The sequence below is a fragment of the Cobetia sp. 1AS1 genome (assembly GCF_029846435.1).
Taxonomy (GTDB): Bacteria; Pseudomonadota; Gammaproteobacteria; order Pseudomonadales; family Halomonadaceae; genus Cobetia; species Cobetia amphilecti.
Genome location: NZ_JARWKU010000001.1, coordinates 786,341 through 807,507, shown reverse-complemented (window position 1 = coordinate 807,507; position 21,167 = coordinate 786,341). Strand labels below are relative to the sequence as shown.

Genomic DNA, 21,167 nt, shown 5'->3' with positions numbered 1-21,167 from the left:
TGGCCTCCTCAATAACGCTTCTGGGCATAGACGGGGAAACCCCAATCCTGCTCGGGGAAGTATTTGGTGAGGCGCCAGTCACAGGCACGCGCATGGCCTTCCATCCCTTCGGTGCGCGAGATGCGCGAACCGATGGCACTGAACTTGAGGTTGGCTTCGGCACTGAGCTGTTGCGTGGTCAGTACCTTCATGAACTTGTGGACATTCAGACCGCCGGAGTAGCGACCGGCGCGCTTGGTCGGCAGGATGTGGTTGGTGCCGGAACACTTGTCACCGTGGGTGACGGTGCTGCCTTCGCCCAGGAACAGAGAGCCGTAGTTGCTGAGATTCTGCTTCCACCACTCCAGGTCCTCACACAGCACCTGCAGGTGTTCGCAGGCGTACTGATCACTGACCTGGACCACTTCTTCGCGGGTGTCGCACAGGATGACTTCGCCGTAGTCGCGCCAGGCGGCGTGGATGACCTCGGCGTTGGGCATGTCGTTGCCGACCAGCGGCACCAGCTCGATGACGCGGCGCGCGACCTCTTCACTGGTGGTGAACAGCCAGACCGGCGAGTTCGGGCCGTGCTCCGCCTGGGAGACGAGGTCCACCGCGATGGTCATCGGGTCTGCGGTGTGATCGGCGATCACCGCTGATTCGGTGGGGCCGGCGAAGACGTCGATGCCGACCTGCCCGAACAGCAGGCGCTTGGCTTCGGCCACGAAGGCGTTGCCCGGGCCGACGAGAATGTCGGCTTCGCGCCCGCCGAACAGGCCGAAGGCCATGCTGGCGACCGCGTGAACGCCGCCCATCTCCAGGATGCGGTCGGCGCCGGCCACGTGCATGGCGTAGGCCACCGCCGGATTGATGCTGTCACCGCGCGGCGGCGAGCAGGCCGTGATGTGCTTGACGCCGGCGGCCTTGGCCGTGGCGACACTCATCAGCGCCGAGGCGGCATGCGCGTAGCGTCCGCCCGGCACGTAGCAACCCGCGGCATCGATGGGCAGCACGCGCTGACCCAGCACGACACCCGGCTCGGTCTCGATCTCGAAGGACGTCAGGCTGTCGCGCTGCGCTTCGGCGAAACGACGGATCTGGCGATGGGCGAAATCGATATCGTCCTTGACGCTCTGCGGCACGCTTTCGATCAGCGTGGCCAGCTTTTCCTCGCTGAGGACGAAATCGCCGCTCCAGTTGTCGAACTTCTCGGCATACATGCGCACGGCGTCTTCACCACGCGCGCGAATGTCCTGCAGCATGTCCTGGACGATGGCCGTGGTGCGCTGATCTTCCTCTGCCACGCCGTCGGCTGCTTCAGCCAGCTTGAGGTGTCTGATTGTCATTGTGATTCCCCGAAAACTGCTGTGATCATCACGCTCCCTTGCCAGCTGGGCCGGGGAGCGTGTCGTTACGGGATGCGTCAGTCACGCCGCTGTCGTCAGGCGGGACGCATCACTGGCCGCAAACGCTATCAGGCCTGGTAATCCGCGAAGTTGAAGGCATCCGGGTAGCCGAACAGGGCCACGGCACCGCCGGTGTGCAGGAAGACCACGTTCTCGCCTTCCTTGAAGTGCCCCTTGCGCACCAGGTCGATCAGACCGGCCATGCCCTTGCCGGAGTAGACCGGGTCCAGCAGGATGCCTTCCTGCTGAGCCAGCAGCGTGACGGCCTCGACCATGCTTTCGGTCGGAATGCCGTAGCCTTCACCGACGTAATCGCAGTTGGCGACGACATCTTCACGCTTGACCACGTCAGACAGGCCCAGCTTGGCTTCGGTCTTCTGTGCCAGCGCGAAGACATTGCCTTCCTGCTTGTCCTTCGGTGCCCGCACGCCGATGCCGAGTACCGGAATGCCGGAGTTGCAGGCGGTCAGGCCCGTCACCAGACCCGCCTGGGTCCCGGCGCTGCCGGTGGCGTGCACGAGGTGATCGATCTTGAGGCCCATGTCGTTGGCCTGGGACAGCAGTTCAAGGGCGGCATTCACGTAACCCAGCGCGCCGATCTCGTTGGAGCCACCACCCGGGATGATGTAAGGCTTCTTGCCCTTGCCGATCAGCTTGTCGGCCAGCGCTTCCATCTCGGCGGCCATGTCGGCACCGCCTTCACGCTTGGCGACCGTCGCGCCATGCAGCTGGTCGAGGAAGACGTTGCCGTTGTAGTTGTAGCTGCGGTCGTCGCTGCCGGTACGGTCTTCCAGCAGGATGTGGCACTCAAGGCCCAGCTTGCAGGCAGCGGCAGCGGTCTGACGCGCGTGGTTGGACTGGGTAGCGCCCTGGGTGATGATGGTGTCGGCGCCCTGCTCCAGCGCGTCCGCCATCAGGAATTCCAGCTTGCGGGTCTTGTTGCCACCGGTGGAAAGCCCGGTGCAGTCATCACGTTTGATCCAGAGACGCGGCCCACCCAACAGCTTGCTCAGGTTGTCCATCGGCTCCAGCGGAGTCGAGAGGTGACCAAGGCGAACACGGGGAAAACGGGACAGATGCATACGAGCCTCCAGGCGAGTCATTGTTGTCATAGGGGGTTACTCTCATAACGACGTTCGTCGAATGTGTGACATCACTCCGGCACGCCGCCGAGCGGTCTTCTCAACAGTAAGCCGCGATTCTCGCCAGTCCCAATGCCATGTTTCTCAAAGTTTGTTACTTTTCTGCATGATCAGATCTTTGCTCTGGTCCGACTCAGGCATCCAGAAGATCGCCATGCCCGCAACGCCGACCGGCAGTCATATCCATTGCCTGTCGCCCCTGGCCCTTCGGCGCTTCCCCACCATTGACGAACCATGGATGGGTCATGCTCCGGGGGTGTGCGGGCGGGCTTCACCCCAACAAGCACTCGGTGCATGATGGCCGACCTCCAACAACAACCGACATCTCCTCAGGCGACGCATGAAGATCGAATGGATCGAAGACTTTCTCGCATTGATCGAGGCCGGAACCTTCTCGCTGGCAGCCGAGCGACGCAACGTGACGCAACCCGCCTTCTCGCGCCGGATACGGCAGCTGGAAGAGTGGCTGGGCGTCGAGCTGGTCTATCGTCAGTCGCAGCGCATGATCCTCACCGAGCACGCGCTGGAATATGAGCAGGAAATGCGGGAATGGCTGGCGCGGCTCTACACGCTGCGCAGCCGTCTGCGCAGCGAGGCCCGCCAGGGGCCGAAGGCGATCATCACCACCCAGCACACCCTCACCGTCAGCTATCTGCCGCGGTTGCTGCGCTATTTCCGGCACAACTCCCCCGAAGCCGGACTGCAGGTGAAATCACTGGATCGCAGCGAATGCCTGCAACTGTTCGAGCATGACCAGGCAGACCTGCTGCTGTGCTCCGAACTGCAGGGGGCGCCGATCTTCGATGACAACGGCGACACCCAGCGCATCTCACTGGGGCTGGAACGGCTGCTGCCGGTGTGTGCCCCGGACGCCCAGGGGCGCCCCCTGCACCTGCCGCGCAGTGACCAGCGCCTGCCCTTGATCGCCTATGATCCGGAGAGTTTCCTGGGCCAGATTCTGGCCTCGCCCTACCTGATGGACCTGCAGCGCGCCCAGGACATCGACATCATCTGCGAGACGTCCTTCACGCTGGGCATTCGTGAACTGGTGATGGCCGGATTGGGAGTCGGTTGGCTGCCCCACGGCCTGATCGAGGATGATCTGGAGAGCGGCAGACTGGTCTCGCTATTGGATGATCTGGGCGGCCCGACCCTCGAAGTGGCCTGCTATTGTCGTCGTGGCAAGCACAGCGCGGCGACCGAGTCGCTGTGGCAACTGCTCAACGAGAGCCCACCCTCGGTGTAAGCCCACCTGGCGTTCACCTGTCTGCCGAGCACTGACTTCACTAGCACTGACAGGAGTGGCACGCAGCTGCCAACCGTTTCTTGAGGAACCAGCATGAATCGCATCAACCCCGACAAGCTGTTGCAGAGCAAATGGACCGCCGTGTCACCCCGGGAGCGTGAGCGCCACTTCATCGTCACGCGCCTGATCCGCGATGAGCAGGACGAACATGTGGTCGAGGTCGTGTTGCAGGCGGTGCTGACACGCAGGGATTACACCCTCGCCTGGCGCGAGCTCAAGGCAGATGATGTCTGGCAGATGGGCTGGAAATGACGGGCTGACTTGAGCAGCGCTGAACGCAGAAACGCCGCCCGAGGGCGGCGTTTCTGCGTCTACGCAACAGAGGATGAGACGGATTGAAGCCTGATCTTGTCTAGCCTTGGCTGACCTTGATTGACCTTGGCTGGCCTTGAGACTGACCGCAAGGCGCTGAGAAAAGATCTCAGGCCACGACCTCGGCTTCCAGCTGGTCACACAGCAGCGCCATGCGCTGCACCGCTTCCAGCAGGCTGTCGTCCGGCACGGTCAGGGCGACACGTATCAGCGGCGTACCGCAATCACCGAAGACGCTGCCGGGCATCACCGCCACCTGCTGCTGTTCCAGCAGCCGCCAGGCGAATTGCTCACCGTCCAGGCCGGTGCGTGAGACATCGACCATCAGGAACATGCCGCCCTGGGGCAGGCTGGAGGACAGCTGCGGGATGGCCGCCAGCGCCTCATGCACCAGACGCGCGCGGCGCCCGAGAGAGTCGCGCAGACGCTCGGTGGTATCGAAATCCCCGCGCAGCGCGGCCTCGGTCATGTCGGCGATGAAGGGCTGGTTGCCGAACAGCATGGTTTCCGAGACAGGCAACAGCCGACGACAGAATTCCGCCGAGCCGATGGCCCAGCCACTGCGAAAACCGGTGGCAGCGTGACTCTTGGAGATCGAGGACACCACCACGGTGCGCTCACGCAGTGCCTCGATTTCCAGCGGCGAGACGAATTCGCCCGTGAAGATCAGCGCTTCATAGACCTCATCACAGACGATCCACAGATCATGCTCGCGACATAGCGCGCCGATGTGCTCGAGGGTCGCCCGGTCCATCACCGCCCCGGTCGGGTTGTGCGGGGTATTGAGCAGCAACACACGGCTCTGCGGCGTGATGGCCGCGGCCAGATCGTCTGGCTGCAACACGAAGCCATGCTCCATGCGCAGCGGTACCGGCTGCAGGTCACCGCCGGCGCCGCGGATCACGCCCTCATAGGTCGCGTAGTAGGGGTCGCCGGTCAGTACGCCGGCCCCCTCCTCCACCAGCGCCAGCATCACCGCGAACAGCGCCGTCTGCGTGCCGGGGAAACACAGCACGTTGTCTGCACTGATCTCGGGCATGCGCGCGGCGTAGCGCTCGGCCAGTGCCGCGACCAGCCCCGGTTCGCCACGGCCATCGGAATAGCGGGTACGGCCAGCGCGCAGCGCCTCGACACAGTGCTCGACCAGGGCCGGATGCGTGGCGATATCCGGCTCGCCGATGGTCAGCTCGATGATCGGCTCGCCGGCCTGGATACGCTGGCGGGCAGCGCTGTGAACGGCCCATTTGTCACCGCCCAGATCACTCAGTCGTTCGGTAATGGTGGCGTAGCGCATGCTCAACTCCTGTGAGGTGGGGGTGATGTCGTGATAGCGACGTGCTCAAGCAAGGTGCCCTGTGGCAGCCGCAGAATGCCCTCTGCCGCCCGCATGGCGATCGCGGGCAGCCGCTCGACCGGATAGAGGCCATGTTCCAGCCCGCCTTCCAGCCATAGGCCATCGATCAAGCCATTGAGGGCGATCGCCTGCTCCTGACATTCGCTCTCGGTGGCGGGCAGCGCGTGGGCGCTCAGCACCGGCTGGACCAGCTGTGCGAGCAGATCGAGAAACTCGCGATAGGTTTCCTGGTGCACCGCCGAATAGCTGGCATCGTGGCGCACCCGGCCGATGAAGGTTGCCCACAGGGAGATCTTGTGGGCGGCCAGGTTGGGCTGCGTGAGACTCGCCGCGATGAAGCGCGCCAGACGACACGCCGGGGATTCATCACTGGCCGGGCTGGCATCGGCGATATCGGAGGTCAACTGGCCCATCATGTAGGCGTAGGCGGCCCGCACCATGTCGTCCTTGGTGCCGAAATGGTGGCGAATCAGTCCGGGCGAGACCCCGGCAGCCTCCGCCACGCGGCGCACGCTGGCGCCGGCCAGACCGTGCTGTGCGACACAGTTCAGGGTGGCTTCCAGCAGGTCGCGACGACGCTGATCCTGGGAAAGCCGCTGGAATGCCTTGCGACTCATTGTGATGTCTCCCGTCCGGTCGCTGCCCCGCGCATCAGGCACTCGATGGCCTCTCGAACGACGATGCCTTCCACGACGATGCCTTCAACAGCGCACCTGCTATTAACAACGATAATCACAGCCAAGGCTCTCCAGCAGTCGCAGATGAGACTCCCACTCCAGCGCCAGATCTCCCTCCTCGTGGATGGCCATGTCGTACTGACCGACCACATGCTCACAGATCTCGGGCGAGAGGCGGCGCACCGGCTGGCCCATGGACAGAGTCGCGACCTGGATCTCGCAGCTGCGCTCGAGATAGAACATGTTGTTGAACATCTCGGCGGCAGAGGCACCGGTGGTCAGCAGGCCATGATTGCGCAGGATCAGCGCCGGATTGTCGCCAAGGCTCGCCACGATGCGTTCGCGCTCGTCCAGATCCAGCGCGATACCCTCGTAATCGTGGTAGGAGACGCGGCCATGGAACTGCAGGGCGATCTGATTCAGGGGCAAGAGCCCTTCTTCCAGGCTCGACACCGCCACACCGGCGCGGGTATGGGTATGCATGATCCAGCTGGCTGAGTGACTTGCCGCATGAATCGCCGAGTGAATGGTGAAACCGGCCGGATTGACCCGCGCGGCGCTGTCATCGACCTTCTGGCCGTTGACGTCGATCTTGACCAGCGAGGACGCCGTGATCTCCTCCCAGCGCCAGCCGTAGGGATTGATCAGAAAATGCCCTTCCTCATCCGGCACCCGCGCGGTGATGTGGGTGTAGATCAGGTCGGTCATGCGATAGTGCGCTGCCAACCGGTAGCAGGCCGCCAGGTCCAGGCGTGCTTGCCACTCCGCGTCACTCATGGTCGATGCCGGCATGTTGCTGTCTCCTGTGGTCACAATGTCGCTGTCTGGGGTCGAGAAAGGTTCGGCTGAGCCTCGAGAAGCATTGAAGCGTCCACCTTCGGGGCTCAAGCGCCGCGGGGCTCAATCGCTGCGGCCCTCAATAGCCGCGCTGGCGATCCACGCCCAGCGTGAGCGGCAGGCCATCGCGCAACTCACACGCCGTGGCCACCACCTGCTCGGCCACCACCTCGGGGAGCGAGTCACTGGCCACATGCGGCGTGATGCGCAGGCGCACGTCCTGCCACCAGCGGTGAGTGGGCGCCAACGGCTCCTCGCGGAAAACATCCAGCGTCGCGCCTGCCAGTTGCCCGGCGTCGAGCGCGGCTTCAAGGTCCGCTTCCACCAAGTGCTCGCCGCGGCCGATCTGCACCAGCCAGGCGCCACGGCGCAGCCGGGCGAACAAGGCAGCGTTCAGCACGTTCTCGGTCACCGGAGTCAGCGGCAGGATATTGATCAGGTAATCGGCACCGTCAGCCGCCGCCATGACGGCAGCTTCACCGGTCAGGTAACGCACACCCGGCACCGGCGCAGCCGGTTCGCTGCGACAGGCGACCGTCACCGAGAATCCCAGGCTCGCCAGCGAAGTGACCACGGCGCGCCCCATGCTGCCGTGGCCCAGCACTGCCACCTGTGCCTTCTCTGGCGCACGCATTGCCAACGGCTGCCATTCGCCACGCGTGGCATTGTCGGCCATGACGGCAAACTGGCGCTCGCGATGCAGTACCTCGTGAGCGGCGAAACCGGCCATCAGATACGCCTGATGCGGGTCGCGCACCCGTGCGACCTGAACCTCGGCCGAGAGCCCAGGATGCCCCAGCAGGGCGTCCACTCCTGCCGCGATCGACATGGCAAGCCGAAGATTCGGGTACGGCGTGAAGGCGTCCTCCCCCGGCTGCCAGCAGATGGCGAACCGCACCGCGCTCGGGTCCTCGATCTCATGCGGATGACGCAGCACGACATCGTCGCCCAGCTGGCGCAGCGCTTCACCGTAGAGGCTGTCCAGGTCCAGGGATTCACTCAGATAGACACCCAGAATCGGGGCTTGGCTTGGCATTGGCTCTCCTTGTGACACGACTGGCAGCGAGTGGGTTGCCATGGATTCACCCTCACTATTACACACTCGTATAACTACTGCCAACCGTCACGTGCTCCCCTGCTCCCTCATCGCCTTGCCAATGCCTTGATCGATGGGGTGTTGCCGTCACCGCACTGTTCTGGATGACACATGTGAAAGGAGAGGCGCAAGCGCCTCTCCTTTCACATGTGTCATCTGGTCGATGGTACAAGCTGGCGTCAGCGGTGATGACAGCCTGCCGCTGCCAGCCTGATGGCAGCGAGGGGATTCACAACGAGGCCACCTTCGCCACTGGCGGGCGCTGCTTGCCCTGGGTGACGATGTAGATACCGCTTGCGACCACGATGGCGGCGCCCAGCAAGGTCATGGCATCGAGGCTTTCCCCCAGCACCATGACCCCAAGCGCCAAGGCAAACAGGACGCGGGTATAGCGAAATGGCGTGACCACCGAGACCTCGCCCTTGCGCATGGCAATCGTCAAGGCGTTGTAGGCGATGACCCCGAGTATCACGGCACCCACGATCAGCCAGGTCGCCTCGGGCGCATACGCAAGCGGGGTCTGCTGGTAGAGAGCGATCAGCCCCCCCGCCGGAATCAGGGCGAGAAAGCCATAGATGCCGAGCTGGACGTTGGACAACGACGCCGGCGCGCCGCGCGTCGCCAGGTCCCGTCCGGCGAAGCCGATCGTGCTGATCACCGCAAACAATGAGGTCATGTTGAAGCTGTCGAGGCCGGGGCGCACGATCAGCAACACGCCAATGAAGCCGACACCGATTGCCAGCCAGCGCTTGCGGCTGACGCGCTCCCCGAAGAACAGTGCCGCCCCGGCCACCACGACCAGCGGCGTCGCCTGCAGGATGGTGGAGGCGGTGGAAAGCGGCATCAGGGTGATGGCGAGGGCGAAGCTGCTGCGGGCGATGATTTCACAGATGACACGCACCAGAATCGGACGCGAGAAGATCGCCGCAGGCAGGAGGGACTCGCCGCGCAGGCAGGTCAACAGCATGAAGACCAGCATGCCGCCAAGACCGAACAGCATCAGGGTGATACCGGTCGAGGTATGCCCCGCCGCCAATTTGAACAACAGATCCTCCACCGCGAATGCTGCCATCGCGATGACCATGAAAACACTGCTACGCATATTGTCCACTCACGCCACCTTGATCTTTCAAGTCACATTCACCAGAGGGTCTGGCGGCCAGGATCAAGCGCGTATCGCGCTGCAACATCACCCCACGGCAGGCAGCGGGTCCGCTTGATCATCGGTGGCATCATCCCGCCACCACGCCATCAAGTCTTGCACCCTGCGCTTGAGGTGAAACAGGCGCGATTGCCGCAAAGAGGCGTTTCAGAAACCCCCATGATGGCGCAAGGCCACGCTATCCGGCACTCGAGTGATGCGCTGGCAGCGCTCTTGTTAGACGAAAGATATGGCGTCAGGCGCCCGGCGCGCTCGAATCTGAACGTCAAGGAAAGCCAGAACTTCAAGGCAAGCCTCGCACAGCAAAACGCCCGCGATCAGCGAGCAGGAGCTCGTGAACGCGGGCGTCAGTCCTCAATGTCTCTTCACACGGCTCAGTCCTGCTGATTCTCCAGCAGCGACTTCAGGCCATGCGGCTGGCAACGCAGGTACTGGGGCGCGGCCTTGACGGTATCCCCCAGCGCAGCGGCCGCGTGCCACGGCCAGCGCGGATCGTAGAGAATGCCACGCGCCAGCGCGATGGCATCGGCACGCTCGTTCGCCAGCAGGTCTTCGGCCTGCTGCGGCTCGGTGATCAGACCAACGGCAATCACCGGCATCTTCACCTGCGCCTTCAGGGCCTCGGCGTGTGGCACCTGATAATTGGGCGCTACCGGAATCTGCTGCTGCGCGCTGAGCCCGCCACTGGAGACATGCAGATAGTGGCAGCCACGACGGTCCAGCGCCTTGGCAAGTTCAATGCTCTGCTCGAGGTCCCAGCCGCCCTCGACCCAGTCCGTCGCGCTGATCCGGATGCCCAGCATCACATGCTGCGGGATAGCGGCCCGCACGGCGTCAAAGACCTCAAGCGTCAGACGCATGCGGTTCTCGAGCGAGCCACCGTAGTCATCGTCGCGCTGATTGCTCAACGGCGACAGGAATTCGTGCAGCAGATAACCATGCGCCGCATGCAGCTCGATGCCATCCAGGCCAATCTCGACGGCGCGCTGTGCCGCCGCCACGAAGTCCGCGATGGTGCGGCGGATCTGCTCACCACTCAACGCCTCGGGGAGCGGCCCGCCTTCGCTGAAGGGAATCGCGCTGGGGGCAAGCACCTGCCAGCCATTGTCGTTGCCTGGCGCGATGGCAGCACCGCCCTCCCAGGGTTTCTGGCAGGAAGCCTTGCGTCCCGCATGACCGATCTGCACCGCCAGCGGCATCGGCGAATAGCGGCGGATACGCTCGACGACCCCCTGCATGGCTTGCTGGCATGCCTCATCGTAGAGTCCGACATCGCCATGGGTGATGCGCCCTTCCGGGGCGACGGCGCTGGCCTCGAAGATCAGAAGCCCAGCCCCGGACTGGGCGAGATTGCCAAGATGCTGATCATGCCAGGCCTGCATCTGGCCCTCCTCGGCGGAGTACTGACACATGGGCGCGATGATGATGCGATTGTCCAGCGTGAGCGGGCCGAGGGTGAGCGGTGAAAACAGTGTGGACATGGAGTTCCTCTGGAGGCTGACAGGGCGGGTTCGGCAAGGCGCAGGCGCGAACATGACGAGAAGGTCCGTGCTGCCAAAGCCAATGCAGTGCAAGCACAATGCGGGCACCGGACAGGCGCCACAAGCGCAAGTTGGCCGTGATAACGGCAACGCTGAGTTGCCCATGCTTCACGCACGCCCTACCAGCGCCCCACCATCAGCGACTCGCCTTGCCCTCCAGCACTTCCTTGACCAGCAGACTCCCGACATCGGCAATCGCGGCATTGCGCGCTGCCAGATCCGCCTCGCTTTCGGTCAGATAGACCGCCACGATCAACGGGGCACGCAACGGCGGCCACAGGATGGCAACGTCATTGTTGGTGCCATATCCCCCGCCGCCGGTCTTGTCCGCGATCTGCCAGTCATCGGGCAAGGCCGCCCGCAGCTTGTCATCGCCGGTGGTGTTGGCCAGCATCCAGCCCTGCAGAGCAAGGCGCGATGGCTCGCTCAGCGCATCCCCCACCAGCAGTCGCTGCAGGGTGGCCGCCATCGCGTGCGGCGTGGTGGTATCGCGCGGGTCGCCGGGGGTGGCCTCATTGAGCGCCGTTTCACGTCTGTCCAGCCGCGTGCTGTCATCATTCAGGCGCCGCAGATAGGCCGTCAGTGCGGCAGGTCCGCCCAGGGCGTCGAGAATCAGGTTGCCCGCGGTATTGTCGCTGGTCGTGATGGTGGCATGGCACAACGCCTCAAGCGTCAGGCCTCCATCCCGGGTGTGGTGCTCGGTGATGGGGGAATAGGTCACGAGATCCGCCGGGCGAATTTCCACCTTGCGTGACAACGATTCCTGACCTTCGTCCACTCGGGAGAGCAGATGACCACAGGCCAGCACCTTGAAGGTACTGCTCATGGGGAAGCGCTCATCCCCCCGCCAGCTGAAACGGGTGCCATCGGCGGTATCCAGAACGGTGACACCGATTCGCGCGCTGACCTCTGATTCGATGGCCTGAATGGCCGACGCCGAGAGCGGCTTGTCAGCGGCCAGCGCATCGTCTGCGGCCTGAGCGCCCAGCGACAGACAGGCAAGCGCGGCGGCCGCCAGCCATTGTTGCCAGCGACTTGTGGGCCTGACGGCAGGCTTTGCCGCGAGGCTGGCGGAGTGCAAGCGAAACGAGGGGTGATCAGCACCGCACCGGCGCTGAGGAGTTGAAGGCATCAATGACATGTCCTGATCATGGGGAGCGGCCGTGTCGCAAGACACGACCCAATATGCAGCATGCTACATGTACCATAGTCGCGTAAGCGCGGACATGTCGGCCATCTCACCGCGGGCCGCGGTCTGGCAGAGACTTGATCTGGGTCAACGCCAGCGCACGCTGCCCTCACTCATCGAGAACCTTGAGCGTCTTGTTGCGTTTGGCGCCGGGCTTGGCATGCCATGACAGGCGAATATCGAGGCGATGATGATCATCCTCTCGCCGCGCCGTGACCTTGAGGGTCATCAGGCCGCGCGGTGCCAGCCGTATCTCGCCGTCCTCATCGCGAAATGACAGCAGTCCCTTGCCCAGCCCCTTGATGATGGCCTTGAGAATGTCCTGAACGCCATCGATGGACTGCAATGATTCATGTCGGAACAGCGACTTGTCCTGCTTGCCGTCTTTCACCTGCCTCTCCTGTGCGTGTTTCAGGGCGCGTAGACCTTGACCTCGGGATGGTCATTGCTGATGCCGACGATGCGTCCACAGGCTTCTATCAGCGTCGCCCCCATGCCCACGCCATCCAGCCCTTCCTTGCGGCGTGAATTGCGATCCAGGGTGACGTCGCCCTCGATATGCAAAAGCCCGTGGCGCCAGCCCAGTTGCTGGCCCGCCTGATGATTGACGTGGCCATGCATCACGGCACGAATGCCGACCTTGTGCAGGCGCTTGACGCCCGCGGCGCTCAGCACCATGTCGCTCTTGCGATATTTGGTGCGCAGTACATTGGCCAGCTCACCGTAATAGAAGGTGAACGGGTCTTCGCGCAGGATGCGCCGGAATTCCTGATTGACCTGCGAGACCTTCTGGCGGCCGAGTCGTCTGGCGAAGGCATCATCCACGCCTGCGTGAACATGCAGGAAGGCGCCACTGCGATAGGCAAGGCGCATCTCGTCGAAGAACCAGGCAAAGCGCCCGCCGGGCTTGAGAAACAGCTCGTGGGCCTTGAGCGCGGCGGCATAGGTCTGGCGCAACGAGAGACCATGTTTCTCACAGGCATGCTCGAAGCCATCGGCCTTGGCGCTCAGGCGAGTGATCTCCTTCTCCAGCGCCTCCCCCTTGAGCACATGGCCTGCCGATTTGCGAAACTGCTCCGCCCAGTCCGGCCCCGGGTACAGGCGCCGACGGCATTCACTTCGCGAGGGAATGCTCTTCATCGCCCGCGGTCTGTCCGCGAGATAGTGATCGAAGACTTCCTTGAGCAGCGCCAGTCCCTTGGCGCCCATGCGCACGAACAGATGATCGGTACGCGCCGAATCATCATGACTCAGCCGCATCAGCGCCAGCATCAGCCGCATGTCGTGATTGCCCGCCAGCAACTTGAGACGTGCCCCGCTGCGCATCAAGGTGCGCAGGGCTTCCAGCAGTTCCAGATTGCTGGGGCCCTTGTCGAGGCAGTCACCGCCGATGACGAAGACACTGCGCTTGCCCCGCGCCGTCAACACCAGGTTGTCCCGCGATGTCAGGCGCACACCGCCACTGGCCACCAGAGATGCGATGAAGGCTTCCGCGTCGGCATGCGCATCGGAGATGAAGATGACATCGCGGCGTGGCCAGTCCTTGCTGCCCAGCTTGCGAGCAGCGCGGGATACCTTGTCACCGGCGCGCAGGTGCTGATGTGTCTCGGGCCACTGAGCCGCGTGACTGGGCAGCGCCTTCAGATAACGCGTCGGGCCTCGGTAACGCGGTACGGCGTCGCTCATGGGGGGTCTGAGGGTCATTGGGCTATCTCCTTGTGGCATCTGCTTGCCTCGTTGAACTACCGGCTTGTGGCAAGCAAGCGCCTTGCCGCTCCTTGGGGCCCATCCGGGGATGAGGAATGTGTGAGCTCACGAGCACAGGGCGACAAGCTTATGACCGTTTGATCACAGAAAGATGACAGGCCCGTATCACCCTGGTGCGCAGGCCTGCTTCTCTGCTGTCAATGACTCCGCCCATCCCCTGCTCTCCAGCACCCCGCCCGCTCCCGGCACTTCAGTACCCCGCCGGCTAGCCGCCAACTCAGTCCTGCGCGGGCTCGTGACGATGGCGCACCTTCCACTCGCCAGCCACATGCCGCCATGACCCTGAAGAGGTTTCCTCGATGACCACCGGCCGTGCATGGTGCATGCTCAGCCCGGCAATCTGGTCGAAGTCCAGCACGCCCAGCAGATGCGCCGCATGCCGCAACGCCGCGCCATGGCCGACGACCAGTGTCAGCGTGGCTCCCGATGTGAGGGGTGATGTGGGAGCCGAGACAGAAGGTGATGGGGAAGCCGGCAGCGAAGCAATGAAGTCGGCCACCCGCTGACCGGCCTGCATCAGGGATTCAGCCCCCGGCAGCGGCAGGCGAAAGTGGCTGTTGGATTTCCAGTCGGCCGGCAGGAAATCCACGCGCGGGTCATGACGCACCGCTTCGGCGATCTGTGCCGTGGTCAGATTGGCGGCGCTGCCCAGACTCCGCTCCCACAGGGCATCGTGTGCCATGAGCGAGAACTCACGCCCTGTCCTGTCTCCCATGACCTCATTCATCACCTGCGCCGTCTGCCAGGCACGCAACAGGCTGGAGGCATGTACCGTGCTGGCCGGTTGCCAGCCATGTGCCTGACACAGCGTCAGCACTTCCTCGGCTCCCTCACGCGCCTGCAGCTCACCGCGACGGGTCAAGGGAAACGGCTGCAGCGCGCTCGGGGTATCAATCTGCTGGTGATAATCGGCATGACGAATCAATGCCACACGTCGGATTGTCGGTTCATCAGTCATCGGCCGTCGCTCTTCCCGTCTTCACTCGGTATTGATTCATGCTGGCGGTCCTCGCCATGCGTCGACACGAACGGTGCAAGTGGCGCTAGTGGCGCCAGTCTCCCGCGCTCACGTCGCCTGGCGCGACTGCTCAAGCCGTGCCAGCAGCGCCATGGCGGCGTGCCCCATCTCGTGGTTCTTCAACAGGCTCGGCACGACCTCCGCTGCCACCCAGCGCCGACTGCGGTGTGGCTCCTCCCGCTCGCTCTCTTCCTGCTCATGCACGACTCTCACGGCGTGCAGACTGGCCGCGACAGGAGCACCCCACTTCTCGTAACTGAATTCCAGCGCTGCGTGGTCCAGCGCCTCCGCCTCGATGCCCGCTTCCTCGCGGGCTTCCTTGAGCGCGGACTCAAGCGGACTCATGCCCGGCTCGACGATCCCCTTGGGCAGGCTCCAGTGACGGTTGGAGGAAGAGCCGATCAACAGCACCTCCCACTGGGCATCGTCGCCTTCCCCCTGCAGACGACAGGGCAGGACGGCCGATTGGCGGTAGTAATAGGCGGGGCGTTCGCGGCGCTCCTCACCGGCCGGGAATGGCCAGGGGAAGCCATCCGGCAAGGCACGCACGCGCTGGATCAGCTCCAGGCTCATCTGGCCGGAGCGCAGGTCTTCCCAGCGCCCCTCGAAGGTCAGCTTGACCACCGCCGCCGTCGGCAGCAGCTTGGTCTCCTTGGGCGGGCGCGGACGCTTGCCGGTCAGCCAGACCAGCGCATCTTCCAATGCCGGGTTATGGCCGATGATCATCAGCCGCTGCACGCTGTCCGGGCAGGCGCGCACCGTCTTGAGCAGCGGCGCCTCGTCCTCGCAGTAAAGCGCAGGCTTGAGCTCGATCATGTCGACGCCGAGGCCCATCGACTTCACGCACTTTTCCGCCGTGGCGCGCGCGCGAAGGGCCGGCGAGCTCAGGATGGCATCCGGTACCAGCGCCTCCTGGGCAAGCCAGGCCCCCATGCGCTGGGCGCCGCGCTTGCCGCGCTCCTTGAGGGGTCGATGGAAGTCGTCAGCTGCCACTGACCAGTCCGACTTTCCGTGGCGCATCAACAGCAGTTCACGACGCATGTTCAAGCCTCCAGCAAGGGGGTCAGGTGGTTCTCGACCAGCGCAGCGAAGTCCACGCGCCCGGTCACCTCAAGCACGCGGGTTCCCGCCAGGCGCTCCAGATACGGCGCGGGATCAAGGCTTGCGCCATTGGGCACGAAACGGCCATCCCGCTGCTGGTGGAAGGGCCCCGGTGTCTTCATCACCGCGCGCATCAGCGCTTCGCTGCGGCTGACCTCGACCTCGCGCACCTCGAGCGGTGCCTCGCTGCCGCGCGTCCAGTTGAGTATCACCATGGCCGCAAGCTCGCCGCTGGCGCGGATACGCCCGGGCCCGTAGACGTCCTCGATGATCAGATCGTGCTTCTCTTCGAGATCCCACAGCGCTTCTGGCGGCATCGCTTCATAGCCTGCGATACGCGCGGGGTTCAGCAGCGGGCGCAGACGCGGATTGTTGAGCATGGTGCCGGGATTGATGCGAGGCAACTTGGCGACGCCGCGGGCTCGCAATGTTCCCTCCCGCCCCGGCCGGTCCAGGAACAGCCGGTCATTGCTGATGAAGTCGAACTCGGGATTGTCGAGCGCCTTCACCATGGTGGTGGACTTGCCGCCGCCCGAGAAGGCGGCGATGGCCACCGCGCGATCGCCCTTCGACAGCGCCGAGGCGTGACAGATCAAGCCGTCATTCTGCTGCAGATGCGACATGTGCAGATTGAGCAGGAAGTTGATCACCTGGCTCTCGTTGTCTTCACAGGGCCCGAACGCCAGGTTGTGGTCGTTGCTGCGCAGAAAGGCCATGCCCGTGCGCACCTTGTGGATCAGGCGCCCGTCGGCCAGGTCGATGATGGCGTCCTTGCGGCGTGTCTTGCCAGGTTCCGGCATCCAATCGACGAAGGCCTCGGGCACGATGCCGAGCCTCGCTGCCAATGGCGTGTCCTTGAGTACCGGTGCCTTGAGCACATGTACGATCTTGACTTCTATCGGCACATTGTCGAGCGCCACGATGCGCGCGCAATGGCGAAAATATGTCGCCAGACGTTGCAGCAGCCGTGGCATGTCCGTCATCACGCACAGGCGGAAGTCATCCACCTCGAACAGCAGCGCCTCACTCAGGCACTGGCGCGACGGCGTCAGCGCCGTGAAGCAGGCGGCGGCCGTCCACTCTGCAAAGGGCAGCGTGGCAAGGTTGGCCGGGCTGTCACAGGTCGTCGCGCTCATGCCAGACACTCCATCACGTGATCAAGATAGGCGGTGGCCGCATCGACACCGGCGCCTTCCAGCGCACCGCGAAAGCCGCCGAAGGCCGAGACTTCGAAGATGATCGGGCCATCGTCGGTCAGCGCGACATCGACGGTGGTGAAGTCGAGCATGAACGGCTCCTGGGCACGCTGCGCCAAGGTGATCAGCTCCTCGGAGGGCTCGAAGGGCGCGTACTTGCCACCGGCGTGGATGGTGGTATTCCAGGCATCGCCCCCACTGACACGGGCGTAGCTGCACAGATAACGGCCACCGACGAAGACCATGCCGTAATCCTGCCCCGGCAGGTCGAGGCGCTGCTGCAGATACATCATCGGGTGCTCGGCGGCGAACTCACGCACGGCAGCTTCCAGCGCGGCATCATCGCCGGTGTCCTCGATGATGCACATGCCCCGTGCCTTGGTGGAGAAAAGCGGCTTGAAGACGGCGGCCTTGAAGCGCTTGACGGCCTCGCAGGCCGCCGCCACGTCTTCGGTGACCAGCGTGGCCGGCATCGGGATGTCGGCATTGGCTAGCGTGACGGTGCAGCTCAGACGGTCGATCAGGCGAATCATGCTTTCCGCGCTGCTGAAGACGCGCACGCCCCTGGCTTCGGCGACGCGCAGCAGCTCCATGCGGTCCAGGCTGCCCGGGGAATATTCCGCGCTGATCTTCTTGACGATCAGGGCGTCCAGCTCGGTCAGGTCATGGCGCACCCCGGCAGAGTCACGGAATTCGAGGCAGTTGCGGGTCAGGTCCAGCGAGACGGCCGCCATGTCGATCACGAGACGAAAGCCCGTCCGTGCTTCGATGGCATCCGCCAGCACTTCGGTCGACCACTTGCCGGGAATACCCACGACGCCAATCTTGAAATCAGTCAACGAACAACTCCTCCAGGGGAATACGGTAATCGGCCGGCCGTTCAGGGTCGGCGCCAAGCACATGCTCGAGTATAAAGCGTGCGCGGTTGAACATGCGCCCTGCCAGCCCGGCATCGAGGATGAAACGTGTCGAGGTGGCAAAGGAGCGCGCCAGGCCAAGTGCCAGACGCCATTCAAAGGTGGTATCGCCCTGCTCATGGGCAAAGCGACGCATCTGCTGACCGAAACTCAGGGCCAGCGCCAGAATACGAGCCCGCAGCGCCGCATCCGTCAATTGCAGGCGGTAATGGGACACCATGTGCACGGACACGTCCTGCACATAGTCCTGATAAGCCGAGCGGTGAAGATCGATGAAGCGGATGCTCTGCTTCGCCGGATCGAAGAGGATGTTGTCGACATTGAAATCGCCGTGGATATAGACGGCGAAGGGAGCCTCGAGCGAACGTTCCAGACCTGCGGCCTGCTCGATCAACGCTTCCAGCGAGGGCATCTCGCGCCCACACAGCGAGGCACCGCAGTGGCGAAATTCCGGATGGATCTGATAGACATCACTCAGCCGCTTGAGCAGCTGGCGCATGTGCCCTGCAGTGACCGGCTTGTCGCGGCGGGTGGTGGTCCACACCGAGTGTAGCGTCTCAACCAGCGCCTGCTGGGCGGTACGATTGAGGCGTGACGATTCGTTGATCAACAGATGCTCGAGGGTCATGCCCGGCAGATGCTCGATCAAGAGTGCCGCGCTGTCGCCCTGCTGATGATGCGAGAGGATGCGGGGCGCGATGCCGGGATAGATGTCGTGCCAGCGCTCGACGCCCTGACGCTCCTCCTCGACCTTGCGCCCCAGGCCATCCTTGAAGATGGCCAGATACTCCGGCGAGGTCAGCGGCAGATCACCGGTTGGCTTGCGGTCCCTGGATTTGCTGCCCTTGGACTTGCTCGCGTCAGTCTTGCGGTCCTTTGACTTGCTGCCCTGTTGCTTGTCGTTGGCCGGCTTGCCCTTGTCATTGCCCTTGTCACTGACCTTCTCAACAGCCCTCTCACTGGGCTTCTCGCTGGCAATCCCCGAGATCCGGCTGCCGGAACGTGTCTCGGCCAGGGTGTCGACGCGCATCTCGCCCGCCGTCTGACTGCCATCACCGAGTTCATTGACCAGGTGGGTCAGCGAGGCATAGCGCTCGAAGTTGAGTGACTGACCGAGGGTTGCCGAGATGACCGCCTCACCCAGCTGCCCCAGCACCTCGCCCATCTGGCTGATTTCCCGGGCCACGAACAGCAGGTGTGTCAGGTCTTCGGCGGGAGCGCTCTTCTTCTTGAGCTGGCCGGTGAGTGCCCGAATGCGGCCTTCACTGTCCCGCTTCAGCTTCTCGCGACTGCGCGCGAGCTTCAGGGCCAGGGACAGGGAGCCGTTCTCCAGCGACATCTCGCTGCGCAGAATGCCGCGACGCACACGGCGCAGCGACTTGACCAGCACGACATCATCGACCAGCTGGACATCATCGACGCGAATCAGCTGCTCCAGACAACTGCGCGCCAGCTCACTGAGCCGTGCCAGACCACTGGCGACCTCGACCAGGCTCTGCTGGAAGCGGGCCCGCGCGTGCGAGCGCTTGTGGTTTCGGGCTTCAGGGCATGCCTGTTCGATACGCTGGCAGAGGTTCTCGGCGTACCCCTGGCGCTCCAGCAGCTTGCGCGCCATGGCCGCCGTCGGCGCGGACACGAACGCCTGCAGCCAGCCATATTGGCTATCCACTTCCGAACACAGAAATCGAAGGTTGTCGCGCGTGCTTTCAGGCCAGGCCTGATCCATGCCATCTCTCCATCCACTCGGAAATCATCCCAATGCCATAGTATTCCACGCAAAGATGACAATCCGCGACACGCGCTGGAGGAATCGACTGTCTTGTGGGTGGTCGGCCGGGCTGGAGCGCGGTTTTTTCATTGAATTCCACCACCCGAACGCTTCCCCCTAGACGTATCGCCTATAGCTGGACAAGACCGGATTCGGTGAAAGTAGCGCAAGCGACCCTGCCAGCCCCCGCGCGACCCACCACGGATGGAGACCCGCATGACCATCACCTGCATCAATGACCTGCAACGCCTGGCGAAACGCCGCGTGCCGAAGATGTTCTACGACTATGCCGATTCCGGCTCGTGGACGGAGTCCACCTATCGGGCCAACGAGGCCGACTTCGCCGCGATCGGGCTGCGCCAACGGGTGATGGTCGACATGGACAATCGCACTCTGCGCACGAAGATGCTGGGCGAGGAGGTGGCCATGCCGGTGGCGATCGCGCCGACTGGCCTGACCGGCATGCAGCATGCCGATGGCGAGATGCTGGCCGCGCGCGCGGCGAGTGACTTCGGTATCCCCTTCACGCTCTCGACCATGAGCATCTGTTCCATCGAGGACGTCGCGTCGGTCAGCTCACGGCCCTTCTGGTTCCAACTTTACGTGATGCGCGACAAGGATTACATCGGACGACTGATCGATCGCGCCAAGGCCGCCGAGTGTTCCGCGCTGGTACTCACCGCTGACCTGCAGATCATCGGCCAGCGCCACAAGGACCTGATCAACGGCCTGAGCGTGCCCCCTCACCCTACCCTAGCAACCGTGCTCGACCTGGCCACCAAGTGGCGCTGGTGCGCCGGCATGCTCAAGACCAGGCGCCACACCTTCGGCAATATCGCCGGCCACGTGAAGGATGCCGAGAACCTGAGCTCCCTCTCGAAGTGGACCGCCAGCCAGTTCGATCCGAGCCTGAGCTGGGACGACATCAAGTGGATCAAGGACCGCTGGGGCGGCAAGCTGATCATCAAGGGCATCATGGAACCGGAAGATGCCGAGCTGGCCGTGCAGGCAGGCGCCGATGCGGTGATCGTCTCCAACCACGGCGGACGTCAGCTGGATGGTGCCGCCTCCTCCATCTCCGCCCTGCCGGACATTCTCGCGGCAGTCGGCGACAGAACAGAGGTCCACATGGACGGCGGCATCCGCTCCGGACAGGATGTGCTCAAGGCGGTGGCGATGGGTGCCAAGGGCGTCTATCTGGGTCGCGCCTTCCTCTATGGGCTCGGCGCCATGGGCGAACAAGGCGTGACCATGTCCCTGGAGATCATCCACAAGGAACTCGACACCACGCTGGCCCTGTGCGGACTGCGTGATATCCACGACGTGGACACGCGAATTCTCAGGCCCGGCACCTATCCGGTGGCAAAGGGATAGTTTATTCTTCGATATTAAATCTCAA

General features: G+C 63.7%; 19 protein-coding genes. 3 read left to right on the top strand and 16 right to left on the bottom strand.

Annotated elements, in window-relative coordinates:
* Positions 1-8: 8 nt before the first annotated feature.
* Together hisD and QD280_RS03435 are read right to left on the bottom strand one after the other, a co-directional pair.
* Entirely contained in the window at positions 9-1,325 is a 1,317-nt protein-coding gene (hisD, locus tag QD280_RS03440) for a histidinol dehydrogenase (RefSeq protein ID WP_279838331.1), read from the bottom strand.
* Between the two features lie 128 nt (positions 1,326-1,453).
* Complete coding sequence (locus tag QD280_RS03435) at positions 1,454-2,467, bottom strand: D-cysteine desulfhydrase (protein ID WP_054556003.1); 1,014 nt, start codon at positions 2,465-2,467, stop codon at positions 1,454-1,456.
* A 400-nt stretch (positions 2,468-2,867) separates the two neighbouring features.
* Between QD280_RS03435 and QD280_RS03430 the strand changes: the two genes are divergently transcribed.
* Positions 2,868-3,773 (top strand): LysR family transcriptional regulator, encoded by a 906-nt coding sequence (locus QD280_RS03430; protein ID WP_043332806.1) that lies wholly within the window; start codon positions 2,868-2,870, stop codon positions 3,771-3,773.
* A gap of 93 nt (positions 3,774-3,866) precedes the next feature.
* Entirely contained in the window at positions 3,867-4,085 is a 219-nt protein-coding gene (locus QD280_RS03425) for a TIGR02450 family Trp-rich protein (protein WP_043332808.1), read from the top strand.
* A gap of 169 nt (positions 4,086-4,254) precedes the next feature.
* On the opposite strand, the gene QD280_RS03420 is transcribed toward QD280_RS03425, so the two are convergent.
* The 14 genes from QD280_RS03420 to QD280_RS03355 all read right to left on the bottom strand — a co-directional run bounded on the left by QD280_RS03420 (position 4,255) and on the right by QD280_RS03355 (position 19,726).
* Positions 4,255-5,439 (bottom strand): pyridoxal phosphate-dependent aminotransferase, encoded by a 1,185-nt coding sequence (locus QD280_RS03420; protein ID WP_279838330.1) that lies wholly within the window; start codon positions 5,437-5,439, stop codon positions 4,255-4,257.
* A gap of 2 nt (positions 5,440-5,441) precedes the next feature.
* On the bottom strand, positions 5,442-6,116 hold the full coding sequence (locus QD280_RS03415; RefSeq protein ID WP_279838329.1) for a TetR family transcriptional regulator C-terminal domain-containing protein: 675 nt from the start codon (positions 6,114-6,116) through the stop codon (positions 5,442-5,444).
* A gap of 102 nt (positions 6,117-6,218) precedes the next feature.
* Positions 6,219-6,968, bottom strand: coding sequence for a class II aldolase/adducin family protein (locus QD280_RS03410; protein WP_197738731.1), 750 nt, complete (start codon positions 6,966-6,968; stop codon positions 6,219-6,221).
* A gap of 124 nt (positions 6,969-7,092) precedes the next feature.
* On the bottom strand, positions 7,093-8,049 hold the full coding sequence (locus tag QD280_RS03405) for an NAD(P)-dependent oxidoreductase (RefSeq protein ID WP_279838328.1): 957 nt from the start codon (positions 8,047-8,049) through the stop codon (positions 7,093-7,095).
* Between the two features lie 289 nt (positions 8,050-8,338).
* Entirely contained in the window at positions 8,339-9,211 is an 873-nt protein-coding gene (locus QD280_RS03400; protein ID WP_279838327.1) for a DMT family transporter, read from the bottom strand.
* A gap of 434 nt (positions 9,212-9,645) precedes the next feature.
* On the bottom strand, positions 9,646-10,752 hold the full coding sequence (locus QD280_RS03395; protein ID WP_279838326.1) for an NADH:flavin oxidoreductase/NADH oxidase: 1,107 nt from the start codon (positions 10,750-10,752) through the stop codon (positions 9,646-9,648).
* A gap of 196 nt (positions 10,753-10,948) precedes the next feature.
* Complete coding sequence (gene bla / locus QD280_RS03390; RefSeq protein ID WP_279838325.1) at positions 10,949-11,944, bottom strand: class A beta-lactamase; 996 nt, start codon at positions 11,942-11,944, stop codon at positions 10,949-10,951.
* 166 nt (positions 11,945-12,110) lie between these two features.
* Complete coding sequence (locus QD280_RS03385) at positions 12,111-12,392, bottom strand: amphi-Trp domain-containing protein (protein ID WP_279838324.1); 282 nt, start codon at positions 12,390-12,392, stop codon at positions 12,111-12,113.
* Positions 12,393-12,412: 20 nt separating this feature from the next.
* On the bottom strand, positions 12,413-13,705 hold the full coding sequence (locus QD280_RS03380) for a metallophosphoesterase (RefSeq protein WP_279838323.1): 1,293 nt from the start codon (positions 13,703-13,705) through the stop codon (positions 12,413-12,415).
* A 280-nt stretch (positions 13,706-13,985) separates the two neighbouring features.
* Positions 13,986-14,726 (bottom strand): histidine phosphatase family protein, encoded by a 741-nt coding sequence (locus QD280_RS03375; protein WP_279838322.1) that lies wholly within the window; start codon positions 14,724-14,726, stop codon positions 13,986-13,988.
* Positions 14,727-14,834: 108 nt separating this feature from the next.
* A complete protein-coding gene (locus QD280_RS03370; RefSeq protein ID WP_192838152.1) occupies positions 14,835-15,827 on the bottom strand; it encodes an NUDIX domain-containing protein in 993 nt (330 codons plus the stop codon).
* A 2-nt stretch (positions 15,828-15,829) separates the two neighbouring features.
* Entirely contained in the window at positions 15,830-17,023 is a 1,194-nt protein-coding gene (locus tag QD280_RS03365; protein ID WP_279838321.1) for an HprK-related kinase B, read from the bottom strand.
* Positions 17,020-17,922, bottom strand: a complete 903-nt coding sequence (locus QD280_RS03360; RefSeq protein ID WP_279838320.1) for a GAK system ATP-grasp enzyme — start codon at positions 17,920-17,922, stop codon at positions 17,020-17,022. The genes QD280_RS03365 and QD280_RS03360 overlap by 4 nt, the downstream gene beginning before the upstream one ends.
* A complete protein-coding gene (locus QD280_RS03355) occupies positions 17,915-19,726 on the bottom strand; it encodes an aminoglycoside phosphotransferase family protein (protein ID WP_279838319.1) in 1,812 nt (603 codons plus the stop codon). The genes QD280_RS03360 and QD280_RS03355 overlap by 8 nt, the downstream gene beginning before the upstream one ends.
* 258 nt (positions 19,727-19,984) lie before the next feature.
* Between QD280_RS03355 and QD280_RS03350 the strand changes: the two genes are divergently transcribed.
* Positions 19,985-21,142 carry an alpha-hydroxy acid oxidase gene (locus QD280_RS03350; protein WP_279838318.1) on the top strand — a complete coding sequence of 386 codons (1,158 nt, stop codon included), beginning with the start codon at positions 19,985-19,987 and terminating at the stop codon, positions 21,140-21,142.
* Positions 21,143-21,167: the final 25 nt, after the last annotated feature.